Consider the following 20,908-nt stretch of genomic DNA (forward strand, 5'->3'; position numbering starts at 1 on the left):
ATCCTCGATGTCGTCGTATCACCAAAAGAGTTTTCTGATCGTCGATGATTTTTCGGATTACCGCAGTTCCGTGCGTTCTATGCTGCGCGAGCTCGGGGTCAAGGACGTGGACACCGCCGACAGCGGCGAGCAGGCGCTGAAGATGTGTTCGCAGAAGTCCTACGATTTCATCCTCCAGGACTTCCACCTGGGGGACGGCAAGAAGAACGGTCAGCAGGTGCTGGAAGACCTGATGATGGAAAAGCTGATCAGCCACGAGGCGGTGTTCGTGATGGTCACCGCCGAGACCAGTCAGGCGATGGTGCTCAGTGCCCTGGAGCACGAGCCCGATGCCTACCTGACCAAGCCGTTCAACCGCATCGGCCTGGCCCAGCGCCTGGAGCGCCTGGAGCAGCGCAAGACCCTGCTCAAGCCGATTCTGCAGGCCCTGGACCGCGGCAAGCCGGTCGAGGTGCTCAACGCCTGCATCGCCCTGTGCAAGCAGGACATCCGCTATTCGCCGCTGTGCCTGCGCTACCGCGCTGATGCCCTGCGCGACATGAACCAGAACGAAGCGCTGGAACGCCTGTACGACAGCATCCTGGCCGACCGTCCGTTGCCGTGGGCGTTCGCCGGGCTGGGCCAGTTGCTGTTCAAGCGCGGCCAGATCGCCCAGGCCAAGGGCGTCTATGAAAAGGCCCTGAAAATGTTCCCGATGATGCCGGCGCTGTACGACGGCATGGCCGAGGTGCTGGTGGCCGAGGGCGACAGCAAGGGCGCGCAGAAAGTGCTCGAAGAAGCGATCCGCCTGTCGCCGCTGGCGGTGCGCCGGCAGGCGCTGCTGGGCAAGCTGGCGATGGCCAACGAAGATTTCGACACCGCCTCCCGCGCCTACCGCCAGGCCGTGCACCAGGGCGCGCAGTCGCGCTTCAAGGATCCGGAAAGCAATCTCGGCCTGGCCCATGCGCTGATCAGCAAGGGCAGCGAGAAGGGGCTGGACACCCGCACCCGGCTGGAGATCAACACCACCCTCAGCCTGGTGGCCAAGGAAAACCCGTCCGATCCGGGCCTGCAGATCCGTGCGCGCCTGATGAAGGCCACCAGCCTGTTGCTCAACGATGCCGAAACCGCCGAGAAGCTCACCGAGCAGGCGTTGCTGCGCCTGGACGGCATGGAGCAGTTCATGAGCCCGGAAGCGGCGCTGCTGGTGGCCAAGCAGTTGCAGATGCTCGGCCAGACCGAGGCGGGCACCTCGATGCTCAAGAGCTGCGCGGAAATCTACGGCGACGATCCGACGGTGATGAAAGACATCGCCAAGCTGACCGACGACCCGGCTATCCTCAGTTCCAGCAACGCCGCCGCCGAACTCAACCGTCAGGGCGTGCGGGTGTACAAGACCGGCAACCTGGCCGAAGCCCGCGAGGTGTTCCGCCGGGCGCTGAAGATGCAACCGAAGAACATCAGCATCGCGCTGAACATGGCGCAGTCGCTGCTGCACGGCACCGACACCAAAGTGCCGTCGGCGGAGCTGGAAGAATGTCGGGCCTGCCTGAAAACGGTTGGCCTGATGCCCGACACCGACGCGCGTTACCCGCGCTACCAGAAGCTGAAAAGCAAGGCGTTTGGCGAATGAACCGAGATGAGCAGGCACTGGATTTCTCCACGGTGATCGCATCCACCGTGCACGACATGAAGAACTCGCTGGCGATGCTGACCCAGGCCCACAGCCAATGGCTGGCGCGGCTGCCCGAGGCGCAGCGCCAGGGGCCGGAGCAGGGGGTGATCGACTTCGAGTTCGCGCACCTCAACGGCATGCTGGTGCAGCTGCTGGCGCTGTACAAGCTGGGCGTCAACCAGATGCCCCTGCAGCCGGCCTACCACGAACTGGACGACTTCATCGAAGCGCAACTGGCCGCGCACCAGGAGGTGTTCGCCAGTCGCGGGATCGTGGTCACGTACGAGGTCGATCCCCTGAGCCCGCTGGGCTTCTTCGACCGCGAGCTGGTCGCCTCGGTGCTGGGCAACATCATCAACAACGCAATCCGTTATGCCCGGGAGTCGCTGCTGATCACCGTCAGCGACGAAGCCGGGCAACTGGTGCTGAGCGTCAACGACGACGGCGAAGGCTACCCGGCCGAGATGCTTGAGCGCCAGGCCGAATATGTACAAGGCATCAACCACAGCAGCGGCAGCACCGGGCTGGGGCTGTACTTCGCCGGGCGCATCGCCGCGCTGCATCAGCGCAACGGTGTCGAGGGGCGTACCGAGATCCGCAACGGCGGCCCGTTGGGCGGCGGGGTGTTCAGTCTCTATTTGCCGTGAAGCCCCGGCTTTTCAGGTGTTCTGCGGGTTGTTCGGCTTTTTGTTGGCGACTGCTTGATATTCCGAACAGCCGAAGCCTATTTTGTACGGGTCGCCGTTCGCGGCTCGCACAATAACAAGGATTGCGTCATGACAACCGATGGCCAGCGTTCACTCGCGCAGCGATTGACGGGCATTGATGAGATTGAATGTGTCACGCCGGATTTGAACGGCGTGCCACGGGGCAAGGTGATGACCGCCGAGGGCTTCCTCGAAGGGCGGCGTCTGCAGTTGGCCCGGGGGGTGCTGCTGCAGTGCATCATGGGCGGCTATCCGCCGGCGCGGTTCTACGGCAGCGACGACGGCGACCTGGCGCTGGTGGCCGACCCTGCGCAGATCCATCGCCTGCCGTGGAGCGAACAGCCCCGGGCGCTGGCGATCTGCGACGCCGACGAGCTGACCGGCGAAAGCTCCAGCCTCTCCACCCGCGGCCAGCTGAAGGCGGTCATCGCCCGTTACGCGGCCCGCGGCCTGGCGCCGGTGGTGGCGACCGAGCTTGAGTTCTTTGTCTTTGCGCCGAACACTGATCCGACCCAGCCGTTCCAGCCGCCGCTGGGCCTGGACGGGCGCCGGGAGGACGGCCATTCGGCGTTCAGCGTCAGTTCCAACAACGGCCTGCGGCCGTTCTTCAGCGACGTCTATAAATGCATGGCGGCCCTGGGCCTGCCGCGCGACACCTTCATGCACGAGATGGGCGTCAGCCAGTTCGAGATCAACTTGCTGCACGGCGATCCGCTGCTCCTGGCCGACCAGACGTTCCTGTTCAAGCACCTGCTCAAGGAAGTCGCGCTCAAGCACGGCCTGACCGTGGTGTGCATGGCCAAGCCGCTGGCGCACACGCCGGGCAGTTCGATGCACATTCACCAGAGCATCGTCGAAACCGGCAGCGGCAAGAACGTGTTCAGCGACGAGGCCGGGCAGCCGACCGCGATGTTCCGCCACTTCATCGGCGGGCAGCAGGCGGGCCTGGCCGACTTCACCGCGCTGTTCGCGCCGAACGTCAATTCGTACCAGCGCCTGTGCCATCCCTATGCGTCGCCGAACAACGCCTGCTGGTCCCATGACAACCGTGCGGCGGGCCTGCGCATTCCCGCCAGCTCGCCGGCGGCCCGCCGGGTCGAGAACCGCTTGCCGGGCGCCGACGCCAACCCGTACCTGGCGATCGCCGCCAGCCTGGCCGCCGGCCTGCACGGCATCGAGCATGAGCTTGAGCCGACCGCGCCGATCCAGGGCGAGTTCGAGGTGCCGGACAATCTTTCGCTGCCGTGTACCTTGCACGCGGCGCTGGAGCGTCTGAAGCGTAGCCAATTGGCCCGGGAACTGTTCGGCAAGGAGTTCATCGAAGGCTACATCGCTTCGAAGAGCATGGAGTTGACCAGTTTCCTCGATGAAATCACTCCCTGGGAACGGCGCGTTCTAGCTGCCCAGGCCTGACGAACCGCCGCCGTCGGGCTATCGTTCGGATAGCCCGACACTTACCGCAAGGAGCCGCTCGGAACGCCGATGCGCCAAATCTGGAAATCCTTTCGAGCGCTGTATTTCGCCTCGCTGATGATGCTGATCGGTTCGGGCCTCCTTTCCACTTATCTGGCTTTGCGCCTGGCGGCCGACCACGTCGACGGACTGTGGGTCGGTGCGTTGATGGCGGCCAACTATTTCGGCCTGGTGCTGGGCGGCAAGATCGGCCACCGGCTGATCGCCCGGGTCGGGCATATCCGCGCCTATTCCGCGTGCGCCGGGATCGTCGGTGCGGCGGTGCTGGGCCATGGCCTGGTGGACTGGCTGCCGGCGTGGCTGGTGCTCAGGACCATCGTCGGCCTCGGCATGATGTGCCAGTACATGGTCATCGAGAGCTGGCTCAACGAGCAGGCCGACGCCAACCAGCGCGGCCTGGTGTTCAGCGGCTACATGATCGCCTCGTACCTGGGGCTGGTGCTGGGCCAACTGATCCTGGTGATGCATCCGGGCTTGGGCCCGGAGCTGTTGATGCTGGTGGCGCTGTGCTTTGCCCTGTGCCTGGTGCCGGTGGCCCTGACCCGGCGGATTCACCCCGCGCCGCTGCACCCGGCGCCGATGGAACCGCGCTTCTTCATCAAGCGCGTGCCACAGTCGCTGAGCACGGTGCTGGGGGCGGGGCTGATCATCGGTTCGTTCTACGGCCTGGCGCCGCTGTACGCCTCGCAGCAGGGGCTGTCCACCGAGCAGGTCGGTCTGTTCATGGGTAGCTGCATCTTCGCCGGGCTGCTGGTGCAGTGGCCGTTGGGCTGGCTGTCGGATCGTTACGACCGGGCGTTGCTGATCCGCAGTTTTGCCTTGGTGCTGGCGGTGGCCGCGTTGCCCCTGGCGATCCTGCCGCAGGTGCCTTTGGAGGTGTTGTTCATCGTCGGCTTCCTGTGTTCGCTGGTGCAGTTCTGCCTGTACCCGTTGGCGGTGGCGTTTTCCAACGACCATGTCGAGAGCGAGCGGCGGGTGTCGCTGACGGCGATGCTGCTGGTGACCTACGGCGTGGGCGCGAGCATCGGTCCGCTGGCGGCAGGGGTGCTGATGAAGCTGTTCGGCAGCCAGAGCCTGTATGCGTTCTTCACGTTCTTTGCGCTGGTGCTGGTGTGGCGGATCCGGCCGAAGGCCGTGACCAACCTGCATCAGGTCGACGACGCGCCGCTGCATCACGTGGCGATGCCTGACAGCATGTCCAGCTCGCCGCTGGTGGCGGCCCTTGACCCGCGCGTGGACGAGCAGGTGGTGCAGGAGCAGATGCACAGTTCGGTCAGCCCGGAGCCTGCGGCGGATGCCGATCCGGCAGCGGCGGGGGATGTGCCTGCCGAGGCGGACGCCGAGCCCGCCAAGCCCTGACGGGCCCTTTCCTTTGCCGCAACGAAAAACGGGCAGTCACCCTGAGTGACTGCCCGTTTTTCATGGCGCTGGCCTGACGGTCAGAAGTCGTCCTTGTCGAAACGACGGGCCTCGCGCTGCAGTTGGTAGACGAAACGCTCGACGTTGCGCGCCGCCGGGCCGCTGATGTTGTGAAAGCGCAGGCCGGCGAAGGTCATGTTGAGCTTTTCTTCGAAATGCAGGTAGCGCAGTTCGACCGAGGCCGACTGGTTGCCGAACAGCGGGGGAGCGATCAGGCGGTCGTAGACCTGGCCCAGTTGCAGGCGCCCGGTGATGTCGCCTTCGAAGCGCAGCTTGCAGCCGGTGGCGGAAATGTCGAGCAGTTTGCCGGAGAGGGGCGACTTGAGCTTTTCGCCGCCCAGTTCGACATTGACCAGGTCGGTCAGCTTCAGGGCCGCGCGAAAGGCGTTGCGGCGCTGGTGGTAGACCACTTCGGTCGGCATGGCGCCGCTGTAGAAGCGGTCGCCTGCGGATTCTTCGATGGTCAGCGGGGTGCTGCATTCCCAGGCGATGCGTACGCCCTCGTGGAAGCCTTCGACCTTGAACGGCTCGCCGGCCTGGAGGAAACGCTCGCCGTCGCGCGGGATCATTTCGTCCAGGGCGATGGTGCCGCTGTCACGGTCGACCTTGATCAGGTAGCTCTGAAAGCGCTGGCTGCGCTCCAGGAACGTGATGATCAAAGGGTCGTGGCTTTCTTGCAGCTGGCGCAGGTTGCTGGAGATCTCCAGGGGCGTGGTGAGCACCTTGGGTGGCTGCGGAGCATCATCCGCGCTGAGGGCATTGGACACGTTGAATCAATCTCCAGACAAAATTTGACTACGGCTAGCCAGCATTTTGCCAGCATGTTTCACGTGTTGATAGGGCGCCGGCATGGAAGGGCTCACGCCTGGCTGAGTGCGCGTGGTTTCTGCAGGTTCGCGAAGGCGCCGCTGGCATCGTAGAGCGCGGGAGGCTCGCCGCCGGTGAGGATCTTCAGCTGGTTGGCCGTGGCGGCCTGCTGGATCCGGATCGACTGGCCGTTCTTGAGGTTGGCGGCGTGGCACTGGGCGATCAGGTCGGTCAGCACGTCGCTCTGGGACAGCAGCCGGTCGCCGACGCTCGATTGGCTGGCCAGTTGCTCCAGGCCTTGGCGGTCAGCGGGCAGGTTGAGGCTGGCGAGGATCTCGCTGCGCTTGCGGCCATGCTGTTCGAGCAGAATGATCAACGCCTGCTTGCTCGCCAGAATTTCTTCCAGCAGCGGCATGTCGCGACCGTGCAGGGCGAGGTACTCGCTTTGCAGCAACTCCAGCAATTGTTGAGCTGGAGCAAAGTCGTCGATGATCAGTTGCAATAAAGTTGTGTCGTGCATGGCTGGCCTTGGGTTTTAAGCGTCCAAAAGCCTGGCGCAGACCGGGGCCTAGCGCTGGGCTTCGAAGTTGAGCAGTTTGCTGGCTACACGGTTGCTGTCGACCTTGTAGCTGCCATCGGCGATCGCCGCCTTCAACTCGGCCACCCGGCCTTTGTCGACGACGGGCTGGTCGCGCAGCTTGTCAGTGATCTTCTGCAACTGTTGAGCCTCATTGCTGAGGTGTACCGATTCCCCGCTTTTTGCGGCAGTGGCCTGTTCGGCCGGGGCGTTCAGCGGTGCGGAAGCGCCGGTTTCGGCGGTTTCCTTGGGAGCGCTGGTGCGTGTGCCGCCCGTAAGTGACGAGGAGCTGTTCAAACGGCTGAAATCGATGACCATGTCAAAAAAACCTCTGGGAATTTGGACGCTTGCCATGTTCTCGGCCATCCCCTGGAAAACTTTAGGCCCTTTCGTCAATGAGCCTGCAAGCGCCGGCACGTCTGCCGATGTGGCACAGTTTAGGGAACGGCTGCGGTCTGCGCCAGTTTTCTACATCGCCACTTCCACTTGGCCGGGCGCGATGACCTGCGCCTTGATGACCCGTTGGGAATTGAGGTTCTTCACCCGGATCTGTTCCTTGAGCCCGCCGTTGGACAGGGCTTCGCCCGGCATGCGCACGGCCAGCGTGCCGCTGCGGGCGGTGATGACCACCTGATCGCCTTTGCGCACGACTTCCGCCTGCTCCAGGTGCACCAGCGTGATCACCTGATCGGCGACCGTTGGTCGGGTCAATTTCTGCCCGATCGCCTGATCCACCGACGTCAGGAAACCTTGGTTGATCTGACTCACGTCGCGCTCGCGCAAGGTCACGTCCTGGGGTTCGATGATCCCGGCGCGCTTGAGGGGACGGGTGGTGGTCACGATCTCGCGAAACAGGCGGACTTGAGCGGGCACGAACACCGTCCAGGGGGATGCGCCTTCGCAGCGCACCTTGACCGTCACCCGTCCCAGCGGACGTGCGGGACTCTCCAGGGAGGCTGTCAATTCCTTGTCGCACATAGGCATGCGCATGCGCGGGTCGAGCTGGTTGACTTCGATTTCGTAGCGGCCTTCCGTTTGACTGGTGGCCAGATAGTCTTCTACGGTGAATTCAAGAAAGCCTTGAGTGACGCCGATAAGCATGTCAGGCAAGGTAACCGCATCAGCAACGGCAGGGCTGCCAGCGAAAAAGAAGCAAACGGCCGACGCCGCGCAAAGCCATCTGCGGATCGGGGATGCCGGGCGTCGAAAAAATGTCGTTTGAGTGTTCATACGGGTTAAAAAGCAAGCGCCGTGCCGTTTGGCAACGAATGTGCGTCGCAACAACACTTGGCGTTGGCGTAGGAGTCTGTGCATGGCTGGTGTAATGGATTCGGTGAACCAGCGCACGCAACTGGTGGGGCAGAATCGCCTGGAGCTGCTGTTGTTCCGTCTCGACGGTCAGCAGCTCTACGGGATCAACGTGTTCAAGGTTCGGGAAGTGCTGCAATGTCCCCAACTGACGCTGATGCCCAAGTCCAGTCCTGTCGTGTGCGGGGTGGCGAATATCCGGGGGGCGACCATTCCGATCCTTGATCTGGCGATGGCGACCGGTTCCGGGGCTTTGAAAGACAAGAACAGTCCGTTCGTGATCATCACGGAGTACAACACCAAGACCCAGGGTTTCCTGGTGCGCTCGGTGGAGCGCATCGTCAACATGAACTGGGAAGAGATCCATCCGCCGCCCAAGGGCACCGGTCGCGATCACTACCTGACCGCTGTGACTCGGGTGGACAATCAGTTAGTCGAAATCATCGACGTCGAGAAGGTGCTGGCGGAAGTCGCGCCGACGCCGGAGGCGATTTCGCACGGCGTGGTGGACGTCGAGACCCAGAGCAAGGCGTTGTCGCTCAGGGTGCTGACGGTCGACGACTCGTCGGTGGCGCGCAAGCAGGTCACGCGTTGCCTGCAGACGGTGGGCGTCGAGGTGGTGGCGCTGAACGACGGCCGGCAGGCGCTGGATTACCTGCGCAAGCTGGTCGACGAAGGGAAGAAGCCGGAAGAAGAGTTCCTGATGATGATCTCCGACATCGAGATGCCGGAGATGGACGGGTACACCCTCACGGCCGAGATCCGCAGCGACCCGCGCATGCAAAAGCTTCACATCATCCTGCATACTTCGTTGTCGGGTGTGTTCAATCAGGCGATGGTCAAGAAGGTCGGTGCCGATGACTTCCTGGCCAAGTTCCGTCCTGATGACCTGGCATCCCGGGTAGTCGACCGGATCAAAGCAGCAGATATCAGCTAGGGGCGTTCGCCCCTGGCGGTCAACACGATTTAAGAGGCGGCATCAATTTGTCTACGGGTAATTTGGATTTCGAACAGTTCCGGGTGTTCCTGGAGAAAGCCTGTGGCATCTTGCTCGGTGAAAACAAACAGTATCTGGTGTCGAGCCGTCTCAACAAACTGATGGAGCAGCAAGGCATCAAGTCCCTGGGTGAGCTGGTGCAGCGCATCCAGACCCAGCCGCGCAGCGGTTTGCGCGAGCAGGTGGTCGATGCCATGACGACCAACGAGACCCTGTGGTTTCGCGACACCTATCCGTTTGAGGTCCTCAAGAACAAGGTGCTGCCCGAGGCGATCAAGGCCAGCCCCAACCAGCGTCTGCGGATCTGGTCGGCGGCCTGCTCGTCGGGCCAGGAGCCGTATTCGCTGTCGATGTCGATCGACGAGTTCGAGCGGATCAACATCGGCCAGCTGAAGATGGGCGTGCAGATCGTCGCCACCGATCTGTCCGGCAGCATGCTGACCAACTGCAAGACCGGCGAGTACGACAGCCTGGCCATCGGCCGCGGTCTGTCCGCCGATCGCCTGCAGCGCTACTTCGATCCGAAGGGGCCGGGCCGCTGGGCGGTCAAGGCGCCGATCAGGAGCCGGGTGGAGTTCCGCTCGTTCAACCTGCTCGACAGCTACGCCAGCCTCGGCAAGTTCGACATCGTGTTCTGCCGCAACGTGCTGATCTACTTCTCCGCCGAGGTGAAGAAAGACATCCTGATGCGCATCCACAGCACGCTGAAGCCGGGCGGTTACCTGTTCCTCGGCGCTTCCGAAGCGCTGAACGGGCTGCCCGACCATTACCAGATGGTGCAGTGCAGCCCGGGGATCATCTACCAGGCGAAGTGACCGGCACATGGCGACACAAGAAACGGGAGTCCGCGAGGGCTCCCGTTTTTTTGTGCCTCAAGCGGCAGAAAAGCGGCAGGCGGCGGAAACCCGTTGCCGCTTTTCTGGCATTGCCGCCTTGCCGTTGGTCGGCAAGGCCCCGTAATCCGGGGCTTTTATAAATTGGCATGCCGCTTGCTATAACCCGATTACGAAAAACTCCGGTCACCTGAAGGTTCCCGACATGAGCATCAGCTTCGACAAAGCGCTCGGCATCCACGAAAAGGCTCTGGGCTTCCGCGCCCAGCGCGCCGAGGTGCTGGCCAACAACATCGCCAACGCCGACACCCCGAACTACAAGGCCCGGGACCTGGACTTCTCCAAGGTGCTGGAGGCCCAGAGCCAGAAGAACGCCAACGGCACCTTCGCCCTGAACATGACCAACAGCCGTCACATCGAGGCCGAAGGCCTGGGCAACGGCGACGAGTCGCTGATGTACCGCACGCCGATGCAGCCGTCGATCGACCAGAACACCGTGGACGCCCAACTGGAGCAGTCGAACTACGCGCAGAACGCGGTCGGCTTCCAGGCCAGCTTCACCCTGCTCAACAGCAAATTCAAAGGGCTGGTATCGGCCCTGCGCGGAGAGTAATCCATGTCCCTGTCCAGCGTTTTCAACATTGCCGGCAGCGGCATGAGCGCACAGAACACCCGCCTGAACACCGTGGCGTCGAACATCGCCAACGCCGAGACCGTCTCGTCGAGCATCGACCAGACCTACCGCGCCCGTCACCCGGTGTTCGCCACCATGTTCCAGGGCGAGCAGAGCTCCGGCGGCAACTCCCTGTTCCAGAACCAGGACGCCGCAGGCCAGGGCGTGCAGGTGCTGGGCGTGGTCGAAGACCAGAGCAACCTGGAGGCGCGCTACGAGCCTAACCACCCGGCGGCCGACGCCAAGGGCTACGTCTACTACCCGAACGTCAACGTGGTGGAAGAGATGGCCGACATGATTTCCGCGAGCCGTTCGTTCCAGACCAACGCGGAAATGATGAACACCGCCAAGACCATGATGCAGAAGGTTCTGACCCTCGGTCAGTGATAAGGGGCGACTGCCATGAGCGTTACCGATACCACCAGCAGCCTGAGCCTGAACGACATCCTGGCGAACTCGTCGAAGAAGACCAGTTCGACCGCCGATGGCATCGCTTCGGCCACCAACAGTTCGACCGGCGGCAAAGCCCTGGGCAAGGACGCGTTTCTGCAACTGCTGGTGACCCAGCTGAAGAACCAGAACCCGCTGGACCCGCAGGACAACAGCGCGTTCGTGGCCCAGCTGGCGCAGTTCAGCAGCCTTGAAGGCATCACCACCCTCAACAGCACCGTCAGTTCGCTGGCCGGCAACTACAACTCGTCGCAGGCCCTGCAGGCCTCGTCGCTGGTGGGCCGCAACGTGATTGTGCAGACCAACACCGTGCAGCTCGACGACCCGAGCAAAGGCATGACCGGTTCGGTCAACGTCACCTCGTCGATCGCCGGCGGCACCGTCACCATCACCGACAGCGCCGGCAAGACCGTGCGCACCATCGACCTGGGCAGCCGCGCCGCAGGCAATGCGAGCTTCACCTGGGACGGCAAGGACAAGGACGGCAACCTGGTCGCCGCCGGCACCTACACCGTCAAGGCCAATGCCCCGATCAACGGCACGGCGACGGACCTGGCGACCTACCTGCCGGCCACCGTCACCAGCGTGACGATCAGCCAGACCGGCGGCGAGCTGATGCTCAACCTGTCCGGCAAGGGCACCGTCGCCCTGTCCAAAGTACAAACCATTGGTATATAGAGCCGACCCACCGGCACAAAGGAGTGAAATATGTCTTTTAACATCGGCCTCAGCGGTCTCTATGCAGCCAACAAACAACTGGACGTGACCGGCAACAACATCGCCAACGTCGCGACCGCCGGTTTCAAGTCCTCCCGCGCCGAATTCGCCGACGTCTACTCGTCGACCCGCCTGGGCAGCGGCAGCAAGGTCATCGGCAACGGCGTGCGCCTGGCCAACGTGTCCCAGCAGTTCACCCAAGGTGACATCAGCAACACCGGCAACGTGCTGGACATGGGCATCAACGGTTCCGGCTTCTTCACCCTGAGCAACAACGGTTCGATCACCTACACCCGTGCCGGCACGTTCAAGGTCGACAAGGACGGCTTCATCACCAACACCGACTACACCTCGCGCCTGCAAGGCTACGGTGTGGACGCCAACGGCAAGATCATCAACGGCGTGCTGACCGACCTGAAGATCGACACCTCGAACCTGGCGCCGAAGTCCACCTCGCTCGTGACCTCGACCATCAACCTGAACTCCACCGCGCCGGTGATCGACGATACCGTGGCGGCAGGCAAGTTCGACCCGAGCAACACCGCGACCTACACCAAGTCGTTCAGCACGCCGGTGTACGACAGCCAGGGCAACTCCCACGTCATGGACCAGTACATGGTCAAGACCGGCGCCAACACCTGGAAGGTCTACACCCTGGTGGACGGCCGCAACCCGGACGCCACCGGCAGCGATCCGAAGACCACCCCACCGGTGGCTTCGACCATGTCCTTCGACACCGCCGGCAAACTGACTCAGGTCAGCACTCCGGATCCTGCGGGTGGCCCTGCCATCATCAGCAGCGACCTGAAACTCACTGGCTGGGTGCCGGGCACCGTGACCAACGGCGTCTGGAAAGCCAACGGCGCGTCGGCCAACCCGGCGGGCATCACCATCTCGATGGCCAAGACCACCCAGTTCAACGCCGACACCGCCCGTTCGATCCCGACCCAGGACGGCTACGCCACCGGCCAGATCACCAACCTGACCATCGACGGCACCGGCACCCTGTTCGCCAACTTCAGCAACAACCAGAGCAAGGCCATCGGCCAGGTCGCGCTGGCCAGCTTCACCAACGAACAGGGCCTGCAGCCTGTCGGCGGCACCGCCTGGAGAGAGACCTACGCTTCGGGCATCCCGGGCTACGACGCACCGAAGACCGGTACCCTGGGCGAAGTGGCATCCAACTCGCTGGAAGAGTCGAACGTCAACCTGACAAACGAGCTGGTGGATCTGATCAAGGGCCAGAGCAACTATCAGGCGAACGCCAAGACCATCTCGACCCAAAGCACCATCATGCAGACCATCATTCAGATGACCTGATCCGGGTTGATCGCAACAAGAGAACCGGCGCCAGTGGCGCCGGTTTTTTTATGCCTGCCGAAATCGTCTATAGAACAACTGACTGCCGTTCGTCGGATTCTTGGTTTGATTTTTGCACTCCCGCCGCATCCGGCACGTACGTGTCAAAAACCCTTTCACCTGCTTCATTGAGCCAGGACACGGCTTGGCGATATGGAAATCAGGAAGCTTCATTCCCTGTTTCACCGTAGTTTCCACAACACACACAAGGAAGATGCAATGGCGGTAATTAATGGCTCCAACGGCCCTGACAATCTGGTGGGCACCGCAGGAGATGACCAGATCCGCGGAATGGCGGGCGACGACATCCTCGATGGCGGCGCCGGCAACGACGTGCTGATGGGTGGGGCGGGGGCTGACCGGTTGATCGGCGGCGCCGGCACCGACACGGCCAGCTACGAAGATGACGTATCGGGTGCGGGCGTGACGGTCAACCTCAAGACCGGCGTGCACACCGGGCTGGCCTTGGGCGACACCTTCGAAGGCATCGAGGTCATCCGCGGCACGACCTACCACGACAAATTCGTCGCCGACGGCAACGTCTACGCGTTCGATGGCGGCAACGGCTATGACTCCCTGAGTTACGCCCTCTCCGAGCAGGCCGTGAACATCACGATGGCAGGCGGTGTCGGCAGCGGGACCGGCGGCGACGCCCAGGGCGACACGTTCAGCAACATCGAGGTGGTCATCGGCTCGGACTACGACGATGTCTTCACCGTGACGTCCGGCGGCGGATCCTTCAGCGGCGGCGCCGGCAACGATGTCTACATCATCAACAGCGCCACCTTCTCCGGTGTCAGCGAACTGGCGGGCGGCGGCGACGACGAGATCCGCACAAGCTTGTCCAGCATGGGCATGAGCGCCGAAGTCGAGCGCCTGACCTACACCGGCAGCGGCAACTTCACCGGCCGCGGCAACGCCGGCGACAACATCATCACCGGCGGCGCGGGCAACGACGTGCTGATCGGCGGCGCCGGCGCGGACCGTCTGATCGGCGGCGCGGGCATCGATACCGCCAGCTACGAAGACGACAACTCCGGCCTCGGCGTGACGGTCAACCTCAAGACCGGCGAGCACACCGGGCTGGCCAAGGGCGACACGTTCGACAGCATCGAGGTCATCCGCGGCACCACCTACCACGACAAATTCTTCGCCGATGCGTCGGCCAACACCTTCGACGGTGCCGTCGGCTACGACAGCGTGAGCTACGCCCTGTCCGACCAGGCGGTGAACCTGACCGTGACGGGCACCACCGGCACCGGCTCCGGCGGCGATGCCCAAGGCGACATGTTCAGCAACATCGAGTCGTACATCGGCACGGCCTACGATGACGTCTTCACCATCACGTCCGGCAACGCGTCGTTCACCGGCGGCGCCGGCAACGACATCTACATCATCAACAGCGCCGGCGGTGCGGGGGCCCTCGAATTGGCCGGCGGGGGCGACGACGAGATTCGCACCAACCTTTCCAGCATGAACATGAGCGCCGAAGTGGAGCGCCTGACCTACACCGGCAGCGGCAACTTCACCGGCCGCGGCAACGCCGGCGACAACATCATCACCGGCGGCGCGGGCAACGACCTGCTGATCGGCGGTGCCGGCGCGGACCGTTTGATCGGCGGCGCGGGCATCGACACCGTCAGCTACGAAGACATCGTTTCGGGCGTCGGCGTGACGGTCAACCTCAAGACCGGCGTCCACACGGGCATCGCCACGGGCGATACGTTCAGCGGCATCGAAGTGTTCCGCGGCTCCAGTTACGCCGATAACTTCGTCGCCGATGAAAGCGCCACCACTTTCGACGGCGGCACCGGCACCGACACCGTGAGCTACGCCGGTTCTGCCCAGGGCGTCAGCCTGACCGTGGCGAGCAACGCCGGCAGCGGTTCGGGCGGGGACGCCCAAGGCGACCTGTTCAGCAACATCGAAGGCTTCTACGGCTCGGCCTTCGACGACGTGTTCACCGTGACGGCCGGCTCCACGACGTTCAGCGGCGGCGCCGGCAACGACGTCTACGTCATCAACGGCAACGGCTCGGCGGCGGTGATCGAATCGGTGGGCGGCGGCGACGACGAAGTGCGCACCAATCAGGCCAGCCTGACGCTGTCGGCCGAAGTCGAGCGCCTGACCTACACCGGCACCGGCAACTTCACCGGCCGCGGCAACGCCTCGGACAACATCATCACCGGCGGCGCCGGCAACGACCTGCTCATGGGCGGCGCCGGCGGCGACCGCTTCATCGGCGGCGCCGGCACCGATGTCGTCAGCTACGAAGACAGCACCGCAGCAGGCGTGACGGTCAACCTCAAGACCGGCGTCCATGGGGGCATCGCCGCCGGCGACACCTTCACCGACATCGAGATCATCCGCGGCAGCAAGTTCGGCGACACCTTCGTCAGCGGGCTGGAGGCGCACATCTTCGACGGCGGCGTCGTCGGTGGCGTGGACACCGTCGACTACTCGACCTCCGAACAGGCCGTCAACATCACCCTCACCACGGTCGGCACGGGCAGCGGGCAGGGCGGCGACGCTCAGGGCGACACCTTCACCAACATCGAGCGGATCGTCGGTTCGGCCCAGAACGATGTGTTCACCACCGGCGCCGGGGCCTTCACCCTGGAGGGCGGTGCGGGCGACGACCTGTACATCATCAACGGCCCGGCCTTCCAGACCATCGTCGAGACCGCCGGCGGCGGCAACGACGAAGTGCGCACGACGCTGGCGAACATGACGCTGAGCGCCGAGGTCGAGCGCCTGACCTACACCGGCACCGGCAACTTCACCGGTCGCGGCAACGCCTCCGACAACATCATCACCGGCGGCGCCGGCAACGATACCTTGATGGGCGGCGCAGGCGCCGACCGCTTCATCGGCGGCGCCGGCACCGACACCGTCAGCTACGAAGACAGCGGCGCGGCCGTCACGCTCAACTTCAAGACCGGTGTGCACAGCGGCATCGCCGCAGGCGATACCTATACCGACATCGAGCTGATCCGCGGCTCGCAGTACGGCGACACGTTCATGTCCGGCAGCGGCGCGGACCGCTTCGACGGCGGCGCCGGCACGGCCGTCGACGTGGCGGACTACTCGCAGTCGGCACAGGGCGTGACCCTGACCCTGGGCGCCACCGGCGCCGGAGCCGGCACCGGTGCCGGCGGCGACGCCGAAGGCGACAGTTTCACCGGGATCGAGAAGATCATCGGTTCGGCCAACAACGACGTATTCGTCAGCAACGCCAACTCGGGCTCCTTCACCGTGCAGGGCGGCGCCGGCGACGACGTCTACATTCTCAACAATGCCACGTTCGGCTCGATCATCGAGCTGGCCGACGGCGGCAACGATGAGGTGCGCACCAACCAGGCCTTCTACGTCATGAACGCTGGCATCGAGCGTCTGACCTACACCGGCACCGGCACCTTCCTGGCCCGGGGCAACGCGCTGGACAACGTCATCACCGGCGGTGCCGGCAACGATGTGCTGATGGGCGGCGACGGCGGCGACACCTTCATCGGCGGCGACGGCTTCGACACCGTCAGCTATGAAGACATCGGCCCGGTGGGCGTGGTCGTCAACCTCAAGACCGGCGAGCACACGGCGATCGCCAAGGGCGACACTTTCCAGAGCATCGAGAAGATCGTCGGCTCGGGTCGCGACGACACCTTCATGGGCAACGACCAGGCCAACATCTTCGACGGCGGCTACGGACGTGACACTGTCAGCTTTGCGTTCGAAAGCTCGGCCATCACGCTGGATCTCAGCCAGCCGCTGACCGGGGCTGCGGCCGGCGACACTTACCTGAACATCGAGAACTGGGAAGGCACCGCGTTCAACGACACGCTGATCGGCACGGCCGGCGTCGAGACGTTCATCGGCGGCAAGGGCGCCGACTACATCGACGGCGGCGCGGGCGCCGACGCGGCCTGGTACCTGGGCAGCTCGGCGGCGGTGCAGATCGACCTGCTGGCCAACACCGTGACCGGCGGCGACGCCACCGGCGACGTGCTGGTCAACATCGAAGGCCTGCACGGTTCGGCCTTCGACGATACGTTGACCGGCAATGCCCTGAACAACGAGCTCTATGGCGGTGCGGGCAATGACGTGATCCGCGGCGGCGACGGCCACGACACGATCCACGGCGGCAAGTACGAGCCGTTTGCGTTCAACGGCCCTGACCGCAGCGGTCCGGCGGAAGCGGACATGCTGTTCGGCGGCAACGGCGATGACGACATGTGGAGCGCCAGCAACGACCGCGGCAGCATTCTGCACGGCGACGCCGGCAATGACAGCATCACGGTCTACGCCGGCATCGCCTACGGTGACGAAGGCAACGACGCGATGGTGGGCGAAGGGCCGGGCTACCAGCTGTTCGGTGGCGCGGGCGTAGACACCTTGATCATGGTCGGCAACGGTTTTGCCTTCGGCGGAGAAGGCGCCGACACCTACAAGGTGACCGGGACGGGGGGACGTTTCGTGATCAAGGATGACGGCAGCTCCAGCGGCGATCAGGTCGTGCTGTCGAACATCCAGTCCAAAGCGGATGTGTTCATCGCGAGCGACGGCGTCAATGCCTACATCTACAAGGCGTCCGACTGGAACGCCGGCTACAAGGGCAACGCGGTGGTGCTGGCCGACTGGTACGCCGGTTCCGCCACCATCGAGACCTTCACGACCGCCAACGGTGACAGCTTCACCATTCCGGTCGTAGGGCAGGCGATGACCGAGTCGTTCATGGTCTGATACCCCGTAGCGGCAAAGGAAACGGCGAAGCCTGAAGGGGCTTCGCCGTTTTTTGTGGCCCGTTTTTCCTGCGCCCAAAGAAAACCCCCGGCAAACCGAAGGTCTGTCGGGGGTTGTTCGTTCAGGCGTCTCGCAACGCCTGAAGGCGCTCAGCTTATTGGCAAGCTTCGCAATCCGGCTCGTCGATGGCGCAGGCCTTCGGCACCGGAGCAGGACCTGCCGGTGCGGTCGGTGCCGCCAGGACAGCGTCGTCGCCGTGGTTGCCGCCCGCGGATACCGCGTTCAGCTTGCCGGTGTTGATGGTCGACTTCTCGGTGCTGGTCGCGGCCAGGGCACGGAGGTAGTAGGTGGTCTTCAGGCCACGGTACCAGGCCATGCGGTAGGTCACGTCCAGCTTCTTGCCCGATGCGCCGGCGATGTACAGGTTCAGCGACTGAGCCTGGTCGATCCACTTCTGGCGGCGGCTGGCGGCGTCGACGATCCACTTGGTGTCCACTTCGAACGCGGTGGCGTAGAGCGCCTTGAGCTCCGCCGGGATGCGCTCGATCTGCTGCACCGAACCGTCGTAGTACTTCAGGTCGTTGATCATGACCGAGTCCCATAGGCCGCGGGCCTTGAGGTCGCGCACCAGGTACGGGTTGATCACGGTGAATTCGCCCGACAGGTTCGATTTCACGTACAGGTTCTGGTAGGTCGGTTCGATCGACTGCGACACGCCGGTGATGTTGGCGATGGTGGCGGTCGGTGCGATGGCCATGATGTTGGAGTTACGGATGCCTTTCTGCACACGGGCGCGAACCGGTGCCCAGTCCAGGGATTCGTTCAGGTCCACATCGATGTACTTCTGGCCGCGGGCCTTGATCAGGATCTGCTGGGAGTCCAGCGGCAGGATGCCCTGGGACCACAGCGAGCCTTCGAAGGTCTCGTAGGCGCCGCGCTCGTCGGCCAGGTCGCAGGACGCCTGGATCGCGTAGAAGCTGACGGCTTCCATCGACTTGTCGGCGAACTCGACCGCTTCCTGCGAGCCGTAGGCGATGTGCTGCAGGTACAGCGCGTCCTGGAAGCCCATGATGCCCAGGCCCACCGGACGGTGCTTGAAGTTGGAGTTCTTCGCCTGCGGCACCGAGTAGTAGTTGATGTCGATCACGTTGTCGAGCATGCGCACGGCGGTGTTCACGGTGCGTTGCAGCTTGGCGGTGTCCAGCTTGCCGTCGACGATGTGGTTCGGCAGGTTGATCGAGCCCAGGTTGCAGACCGCGATCTCGTCCTTGTTGGTGTTCAGGGTGATCTCGGTGCACAGGTTCGAGCTGTGCACCACGCCCACGTGCTGCTGCGGGCTGCGCAGGTTGCACGGATCCTTGAAGGTCAGCCACGGGTGGCCGGTCTCGAACAGCATCGAGAGCATCTTGCGCCACAGGTCCTTGGCCTGGATGGTCTTGAACAGCTTGATCTTGCCCGGGTACTCGGTCAGGGCTTCGTAGTACTCGTAGCGCTCTTCGAAGGCGGTGCCGGTCAGGTCGTGCAGATCCGGCACTTCGGACGGCGAGAACAGGGTCCACTTGCCGTCGTCGAAGACGCGCTTCATGAACAGGTCCGGGATCCAGTTGGCGGTGTTCATGTCGTGGGTGCGGCGACGGTCGTCACCGGTGTTCTTGCGCAGCTCGATGAACTCTTCGATGTCCATGTGCCAGGTTTCCAGGTACGCACAGACAGCGCCCTTGCGCTTGCCGCCCTGGTTCACGGCCACGGCGGTGTCGTTCACCACCTTGAGGAACGGCACGACGCCTTGCGACTTGCCGTTGGTGCCCTTGATGTACGAGCCCAGCGCACGCACCGGAGTCCAGTCGTTGCCCAGGCCGCCTGCGAACTTGGACAGCATGGCATTGTCGTGGATCGCGCCGTAGATGCCCGACAGGTCGTCCGGAACGGTGGTCAGGTAGCAGCTGGACAGCTGCGGACGCAGGGTGCCGGCGTTGAACAGGGTCGGGGTCGACGCCATGTAGTCGAAGGACGACAGCAGGTTGTAGAACTCGATCGCGCGGTCTTCTTTCTGCTTCTCTTCGATGGCCAGGCCCATGGCCACGCGCATGAAGAAGATCTGCGGCAGTTCGAAGCGCACGCCGTCCTTGTGGATGAAGTAACGGTCGTAGAGGGTCTGCAGGCCCAGGTAGGTGAACTGCTGGTCGCGCTCGTGGTTGATCGCCTTGCCCAGTTTCTCCAGGTCGAAGTCGGCCAGCACAGGGTTCAGCAGTTCGAACTCGATGCCTTTGGCGACGTAGGCCGGCAGGGCCTTGGCGTACAGGTCGGCCATCTCGTGGTGGGTCGCGCTCTCGGCGACGCCCAGGAAGCCCAGGCCTTCGGCGCGCAGGGTGTCCATCAAAAGGCGAGCGGTGACGAACGAGTAGTTCGGCTCACGCTCGACCAGGGTGCGGGCGGTCATCACCAGGGCGGTGTTGACGTCGTTCAGGGCCACGCCGTCGTACAGGTTCTTCAGGGTTTCGCGCTGGATCAGTTCGCCGTCGACTTCTTCCAGGCCTTCGCAGGCTTCGCTGACGATGGTGCTCAGGCGGCCCATGTCCAGCGGCGCCAGGCTGCCGTCGGCACGGGTGATGCGGATCGACGGGTGAGCCTGCACCGGGGCTTCGGCGGTGGTGCGGGTGGCGCGCTCCTTGGAGCGGGCGTCGCGGTAGATCACGTAGTCGCGGGCGACTTTCTGCTCGCCGGCGCGCATCAGGGCCAGTTCGACCTGGTCCTGGATCTCTTCGATGTGGATGGTGCCGCCCGACGGCATGCGGCGCTTGAAGGTCGCGGTGACCTGTTCGGTCAGGCGGGCGACGGTGTCGTGGATTCGCGACGAGGCGGCAGCGGTGCCGCCCTCAACTGCGAGGAACGCTTTGGTGATAGCGACGGTGATCTTGTCATCGGTGTAAGGAACGACAGTGCCATTACGCTTGATCACGCGCAGTTGGCCAGGCGCGGTGGCGGCCAGATCCGAATTCGAATCGGCGGCCTGCGGCAAGGTGCCCTGCGGGTTCTCGCGAGTTGTGTCGGTTTGCATGGGTGTCTCCACGTTCTCTATGTTTGTTTGGGCACCGTCTCGGTGCCCACCGTTCCGTCCTGAAGCACTACAGCCGGCAAGCGCCGGGCATAACGACTTCGGGACAGTTCAGGAAGGGGGCCTTGTGGGCGCCGCTTCC

General features: G+C 63.8%; 16 protein-coding genes. 11 read left to right on the forward strand and 5 right to left on the reverse strand.

Features of this window, described 5'->3' with window-relative positions; genetic code table 11:
* The first annotated feature begins 7 nt into the window (after window positions 1–7).
* The 4 genes from CAG33_RS01580 to CAG33_RS01595 all read left to right on the forward strand — a co-directional run bounded on the left by CAG33_RS01580 (window position 8) and on the right by CAG33_RS01595 (window position 5,193).
* The gene (locus CAG33_RS01580; RefSeq protein WP_085636669.1) at window positions 8–1,612 is read left to right on the forward strand and encodes a tetratricopeptide repeat-containing response regulator; all 1,605 of its coding nucleotides are present in this window, start codon (window positions 8–10) and stop codon (window positions 1,610–1,612) included.
* Entirely contained in the window at window positions 1,609–2,301 is a 693-nt protein-coding gene (locus CAG33_RS01585) for a sensor histidine kinase KdpD (RefSeq protein WP_085636671.1), read from the forward strand. The genes CAG33_RS01580 and CAG33_RS01585 overlap by 4 nt, the downstream gene beginning before the upstream one ends.
* Before the next feature lie 231 nt (window positions 2,302–2,532).
* Complete coding sequence (locus CAG33_RS01590) at window positions 2,533–3,774, forward strand: glutamine synthetase family protein (protein WP_170929937.1); 1,242 nt, start codon at window positions 2,533–2,535, stop codon at window positions 3,772–3,774.
* Window positions 3,775–3,843: 69 nt separating this feature from the next.
* Window positions 3,844–5,193: an MFS transporter gene (locus CAG33_RS01595; protein ID WP_085578215.1), complete on the forward strand. Its 1,350-nt coding sequence runs from the start codon at window positions 3,844–3,846 to the stop codon at window positions 5,191–5,193.
* 80 nt (window positions 5,194–5,273) lie between these two features.
* Here the strand turns inward: CAG33_RS01595 and CAG33_RS01600 are convergent, their stop codons facing one another.
* The 4 genes from CAG33_RS01600 to flgA all read right to left on the reverse strand — a co-directional run bounded on the left by CAG33_RS01600 (window position 5,274) and on the right by flgA (window position 7,867).
* Window positions 5,274–6,020, reverse strand: a complete 747-nt coding sequence (locus CAG33_RS01600; RefSeq protein ID WP_085578214.1) for a flagellar brake protein — start codon at window positions 6,018–6,020, stop codon at window positions 5,274–5,276.
* Window positions 6,021–6,112: 92 nt separating this feature from the next.
* Window positions 6,113–6,580 carry a flagella synthesis protein FlgN gene (locus CAG33_RS01605; RefSeq protein WP_085578213.1) on the reverse strand — a complete coding sequence of 156 codons (468 nt, stop codon included), beginning with the start codon at window positions 6,578–6,580 and terminating at the stop codon, window positions 6,113–6,115.
* A gap of 48 nt (window positions 6,581–6,628) precedes the next feature.
* Entirely contained in the window at window positions 6,629–6,955 is a 327-nt protein-coding gene (gene flgM, locus CAG33_RS01610) for a flagellar biosynthesis anti-sigma factor FlgM (protein ID WP_085578212.1), read from the reverse strand.
* A 150-nt stretch (window positions 6,956–7,105) separates the two neighbouring features.
* Window positions 7,106–7,867, reverse strand: coding sequence for a flagellar basal body P-ring formation chaperone FlgA (gene flgA / locus CAG33_RS01615; RefSeq protein WP_085578211.1), 762 nt, complete (start codon window positions 7,865–7,867; stop codon window positions 7,106–7,108).
* Window positions 7,868–7,949: 82 nt separating this feature from the next.
* Here flgA and CAG33_RS01620 point away from each other — a divergent pair, with 82 nt between their 5' ends.
* The 7 genes from CAG33_RS01620 to CAG33_RS01650 all read left to right on the forward strand — a co-directional run bounded on the left by CAG33_RS01620 (window position 7,950) and on the right by CAG33_RS01650 (window position 17,711).
* A complete protein-coding gene (locus CAG33_RS01620; RefSeq protein ID WP_085578210.1) occupies window positions 7,950–8,882 on the forward strand; it encodes a chemotaxis protein CheV in 933 nt (310 codons plus the stop codon).
* A 47-nt stretch (window positions 8,883–8,929) separates the two neighbouring features.
* Complete coding sequence (cheR, locus tag CAG33_RS01625; protein ID WP_085636675.1) at window positions 8,930–9,757, forward strand: protein-glutamate O-methyltransferase CheR; 828 nt, start codon at window positions 8,930–8,932, stop codon at window positions 9,755–9,757.
* Window positions 9,758–9,980: 223 nt separating this feature from the next.
* Entirely contained in the window at window positions 9,981–10,388 is a 408-nt protein-coding gene (gene flgB / locus CAG33_RS01630) for a flagellar basal body rod protein FlgB (protein ID WP_085578208.1), read from the forward strand.
* 3 nt (window positions 10,389–10,391) lie between these two features.
* Complete coding sequence (gene flgC, locus CAG33_RS01635) at window positions 10,392–10,835, forward strand: flagellar basal body rod protein FlgC (RefSeq protein ID WP_085578207.1); 444 nt, start codon at window positions 10,392–10,394, stop codon at window positions 10,833–10,835.
* Between the two features lie 15 nt (window positions 10,836–10,850).
* On the forward strand, window positions 10,851–11,576 hold the full coding sequence (gene flgD / locus CAG33_RS01640; protein ID WP_085578206.1) for a flagellar hook assembly protein FlgD: 726 nt from the start codon (window positions 10,851–10,853) through the stop codon (window positions 11,574–11,576).
* Between the two features lie 30 nt (window positions 11,577–11,606).
* A complete protein-coding gene (gene flgE / locus CAG33_RS01645) occupies window positions 11,607–12,935 on the forward strand; it encodes a flagellar hook protein FlgE (protein WP_085578205.1) in 1,329 nt (442 codons plus the stop codon).
* A 258-nt stretch (window positions 12,936–13,193) separates the two neighbouring features.
* Window positions 13,194–17,711: a calcium-binding protein gene (locus CAG33_RS01650; RefSeq protein ID WP_256576710.1), complete on the forward strand. Its 4,518-nt coding sequence runs from the start codon at window positions 13,194–13,196 to the stop codon at window positions 17,709–17,711.
* A gap of 154 nt (window positions 17,712–17,865) precedes the next feature.
* On the opposite strand, the gene CAG33_RS01655 is transcribed toward CAG33_RS01650, so the two are convergent.
* Entirely contained in the window at window positions 17,866–20,769 is a 2,904-nt protein-coding gene (locus tag CAG33_RS01655; RefSeq protein WP_085578204.1) for a ribonucleoside-diphosphate reductase subunit alpha, read from the reverse strand.
* Between the last annotated feature and the right edge of the window lie 139 nt (window positions 20,770–20,908).

Source organism: Pseudomonas sp. B3(2017), from assembly GCF_002113595.1.
GTDB classification, from domain to species: domain Bacteria; phylum Pseudomonadota; class Gammaproteobacteria; order Pseudomonadales; family Pseudomonadaceae; genus Aquipseudomonas; species Aquipseudomonas ekonensis.

Excerpts from the sequence above, each read along its gene's own strand:
- CAG33_RS01580 (WP_085636669.1), top strand. The coding sequence starts at position 8 with ATGTCGTCGTATCACCAAAAGAGTTTTCTGATCGTCGATGATTTTTCG.
- CAG33_RS01585 (WP_085636671.1), top strand. The coding sequence starts at position 1,609 with ATGAACCGAGATGAGCAGGCACTGGATTTCTCCACGGTGATCGCATCC.
- CAG33_RS01590 (WP_170929937.1), top strand. The coding sequence starts at position 2,533 with ATGACCGCCGAGGGCTTCCTCGAAGGGCGGCGTCTGCAGTTGGCCCGG.
- CAG33_RS01595 (WP_085578215.1), top strand. The coding sequence starts at position 3,844 with ATGCGCCAAATCTGGAAATCCTTTCGAGCGCTGTATTTCGCCTCGCTG.
- CAG33_RS01605 (WP_085578213.1), bottom strand. The coding sequence starts at position 6,580 with ATGCACGACACAACTTTATTGCAACTGATCATCGACGACTTTGCTCCA.
- flgM (WP_085578212.1), bottom strand. The coding sequence starts at position 6,955 with ATGGTCATCGATTTCAGCCGTTTGAACAGCTCCTCGTCACTTACGGGC.
- flgA (WP_085578211.1), bottom strand. The coding sequence starts at position 7,867 with ATGAACACTCAAACGACATTTTTTCGACGCCCGGCATCCCCGATCCGC.
- CAG33_RS01620 (WP_085578210.1), top strand. The coding sequence starts at position 7,950 with ATGGCTGGTGTAATGGATTCGGTGAACCAGCGCACGCAACTGGTGGGG.
- flgB (WP_085578208.1), top strand. The coding sequence starts at position 9,981 with ATGAGCATCAGCTTCGACAAAGCGCTCGGCATCCACGAAAAGGCTCTG.
- flgC (WP_085578207.1), top strand. The coding sequence starts at position 10,392 with ATGTCCCTGTCCAGCGTTTTCAACATTGCCGGCAGCGGCATGAGCGCA.
- flgD (WP_085578206.1), top strand. The coding sequence starts at position 10,851 with ATGAGCGTTACCGATACCACCAGCAGCCTGAGCCTGAACGACATCCTG.
- flgE (WP_085578205.1), top strand. The coding sequence starts at position 11,607 with ATGTCTTTTAACATCGGCCTCAGCGGTCTCTATGCAGCCAACAAACAA.
- CAG33_RS01650 (WP_256576710.1), top strand. The coding sequence starts at position 13,194 with ATGGCGGTAATTAATGGCTCCAACGGCCCTGACAATCTGGTGGGCACC.
- CAG33_RS01655 (WP_085578204.1), bottom strand. The coding sequence starts at position 20,769 with ATGCAAACCGACACAACTCGCGAGAACCCGCAGGGCACCTTGCCGCAG.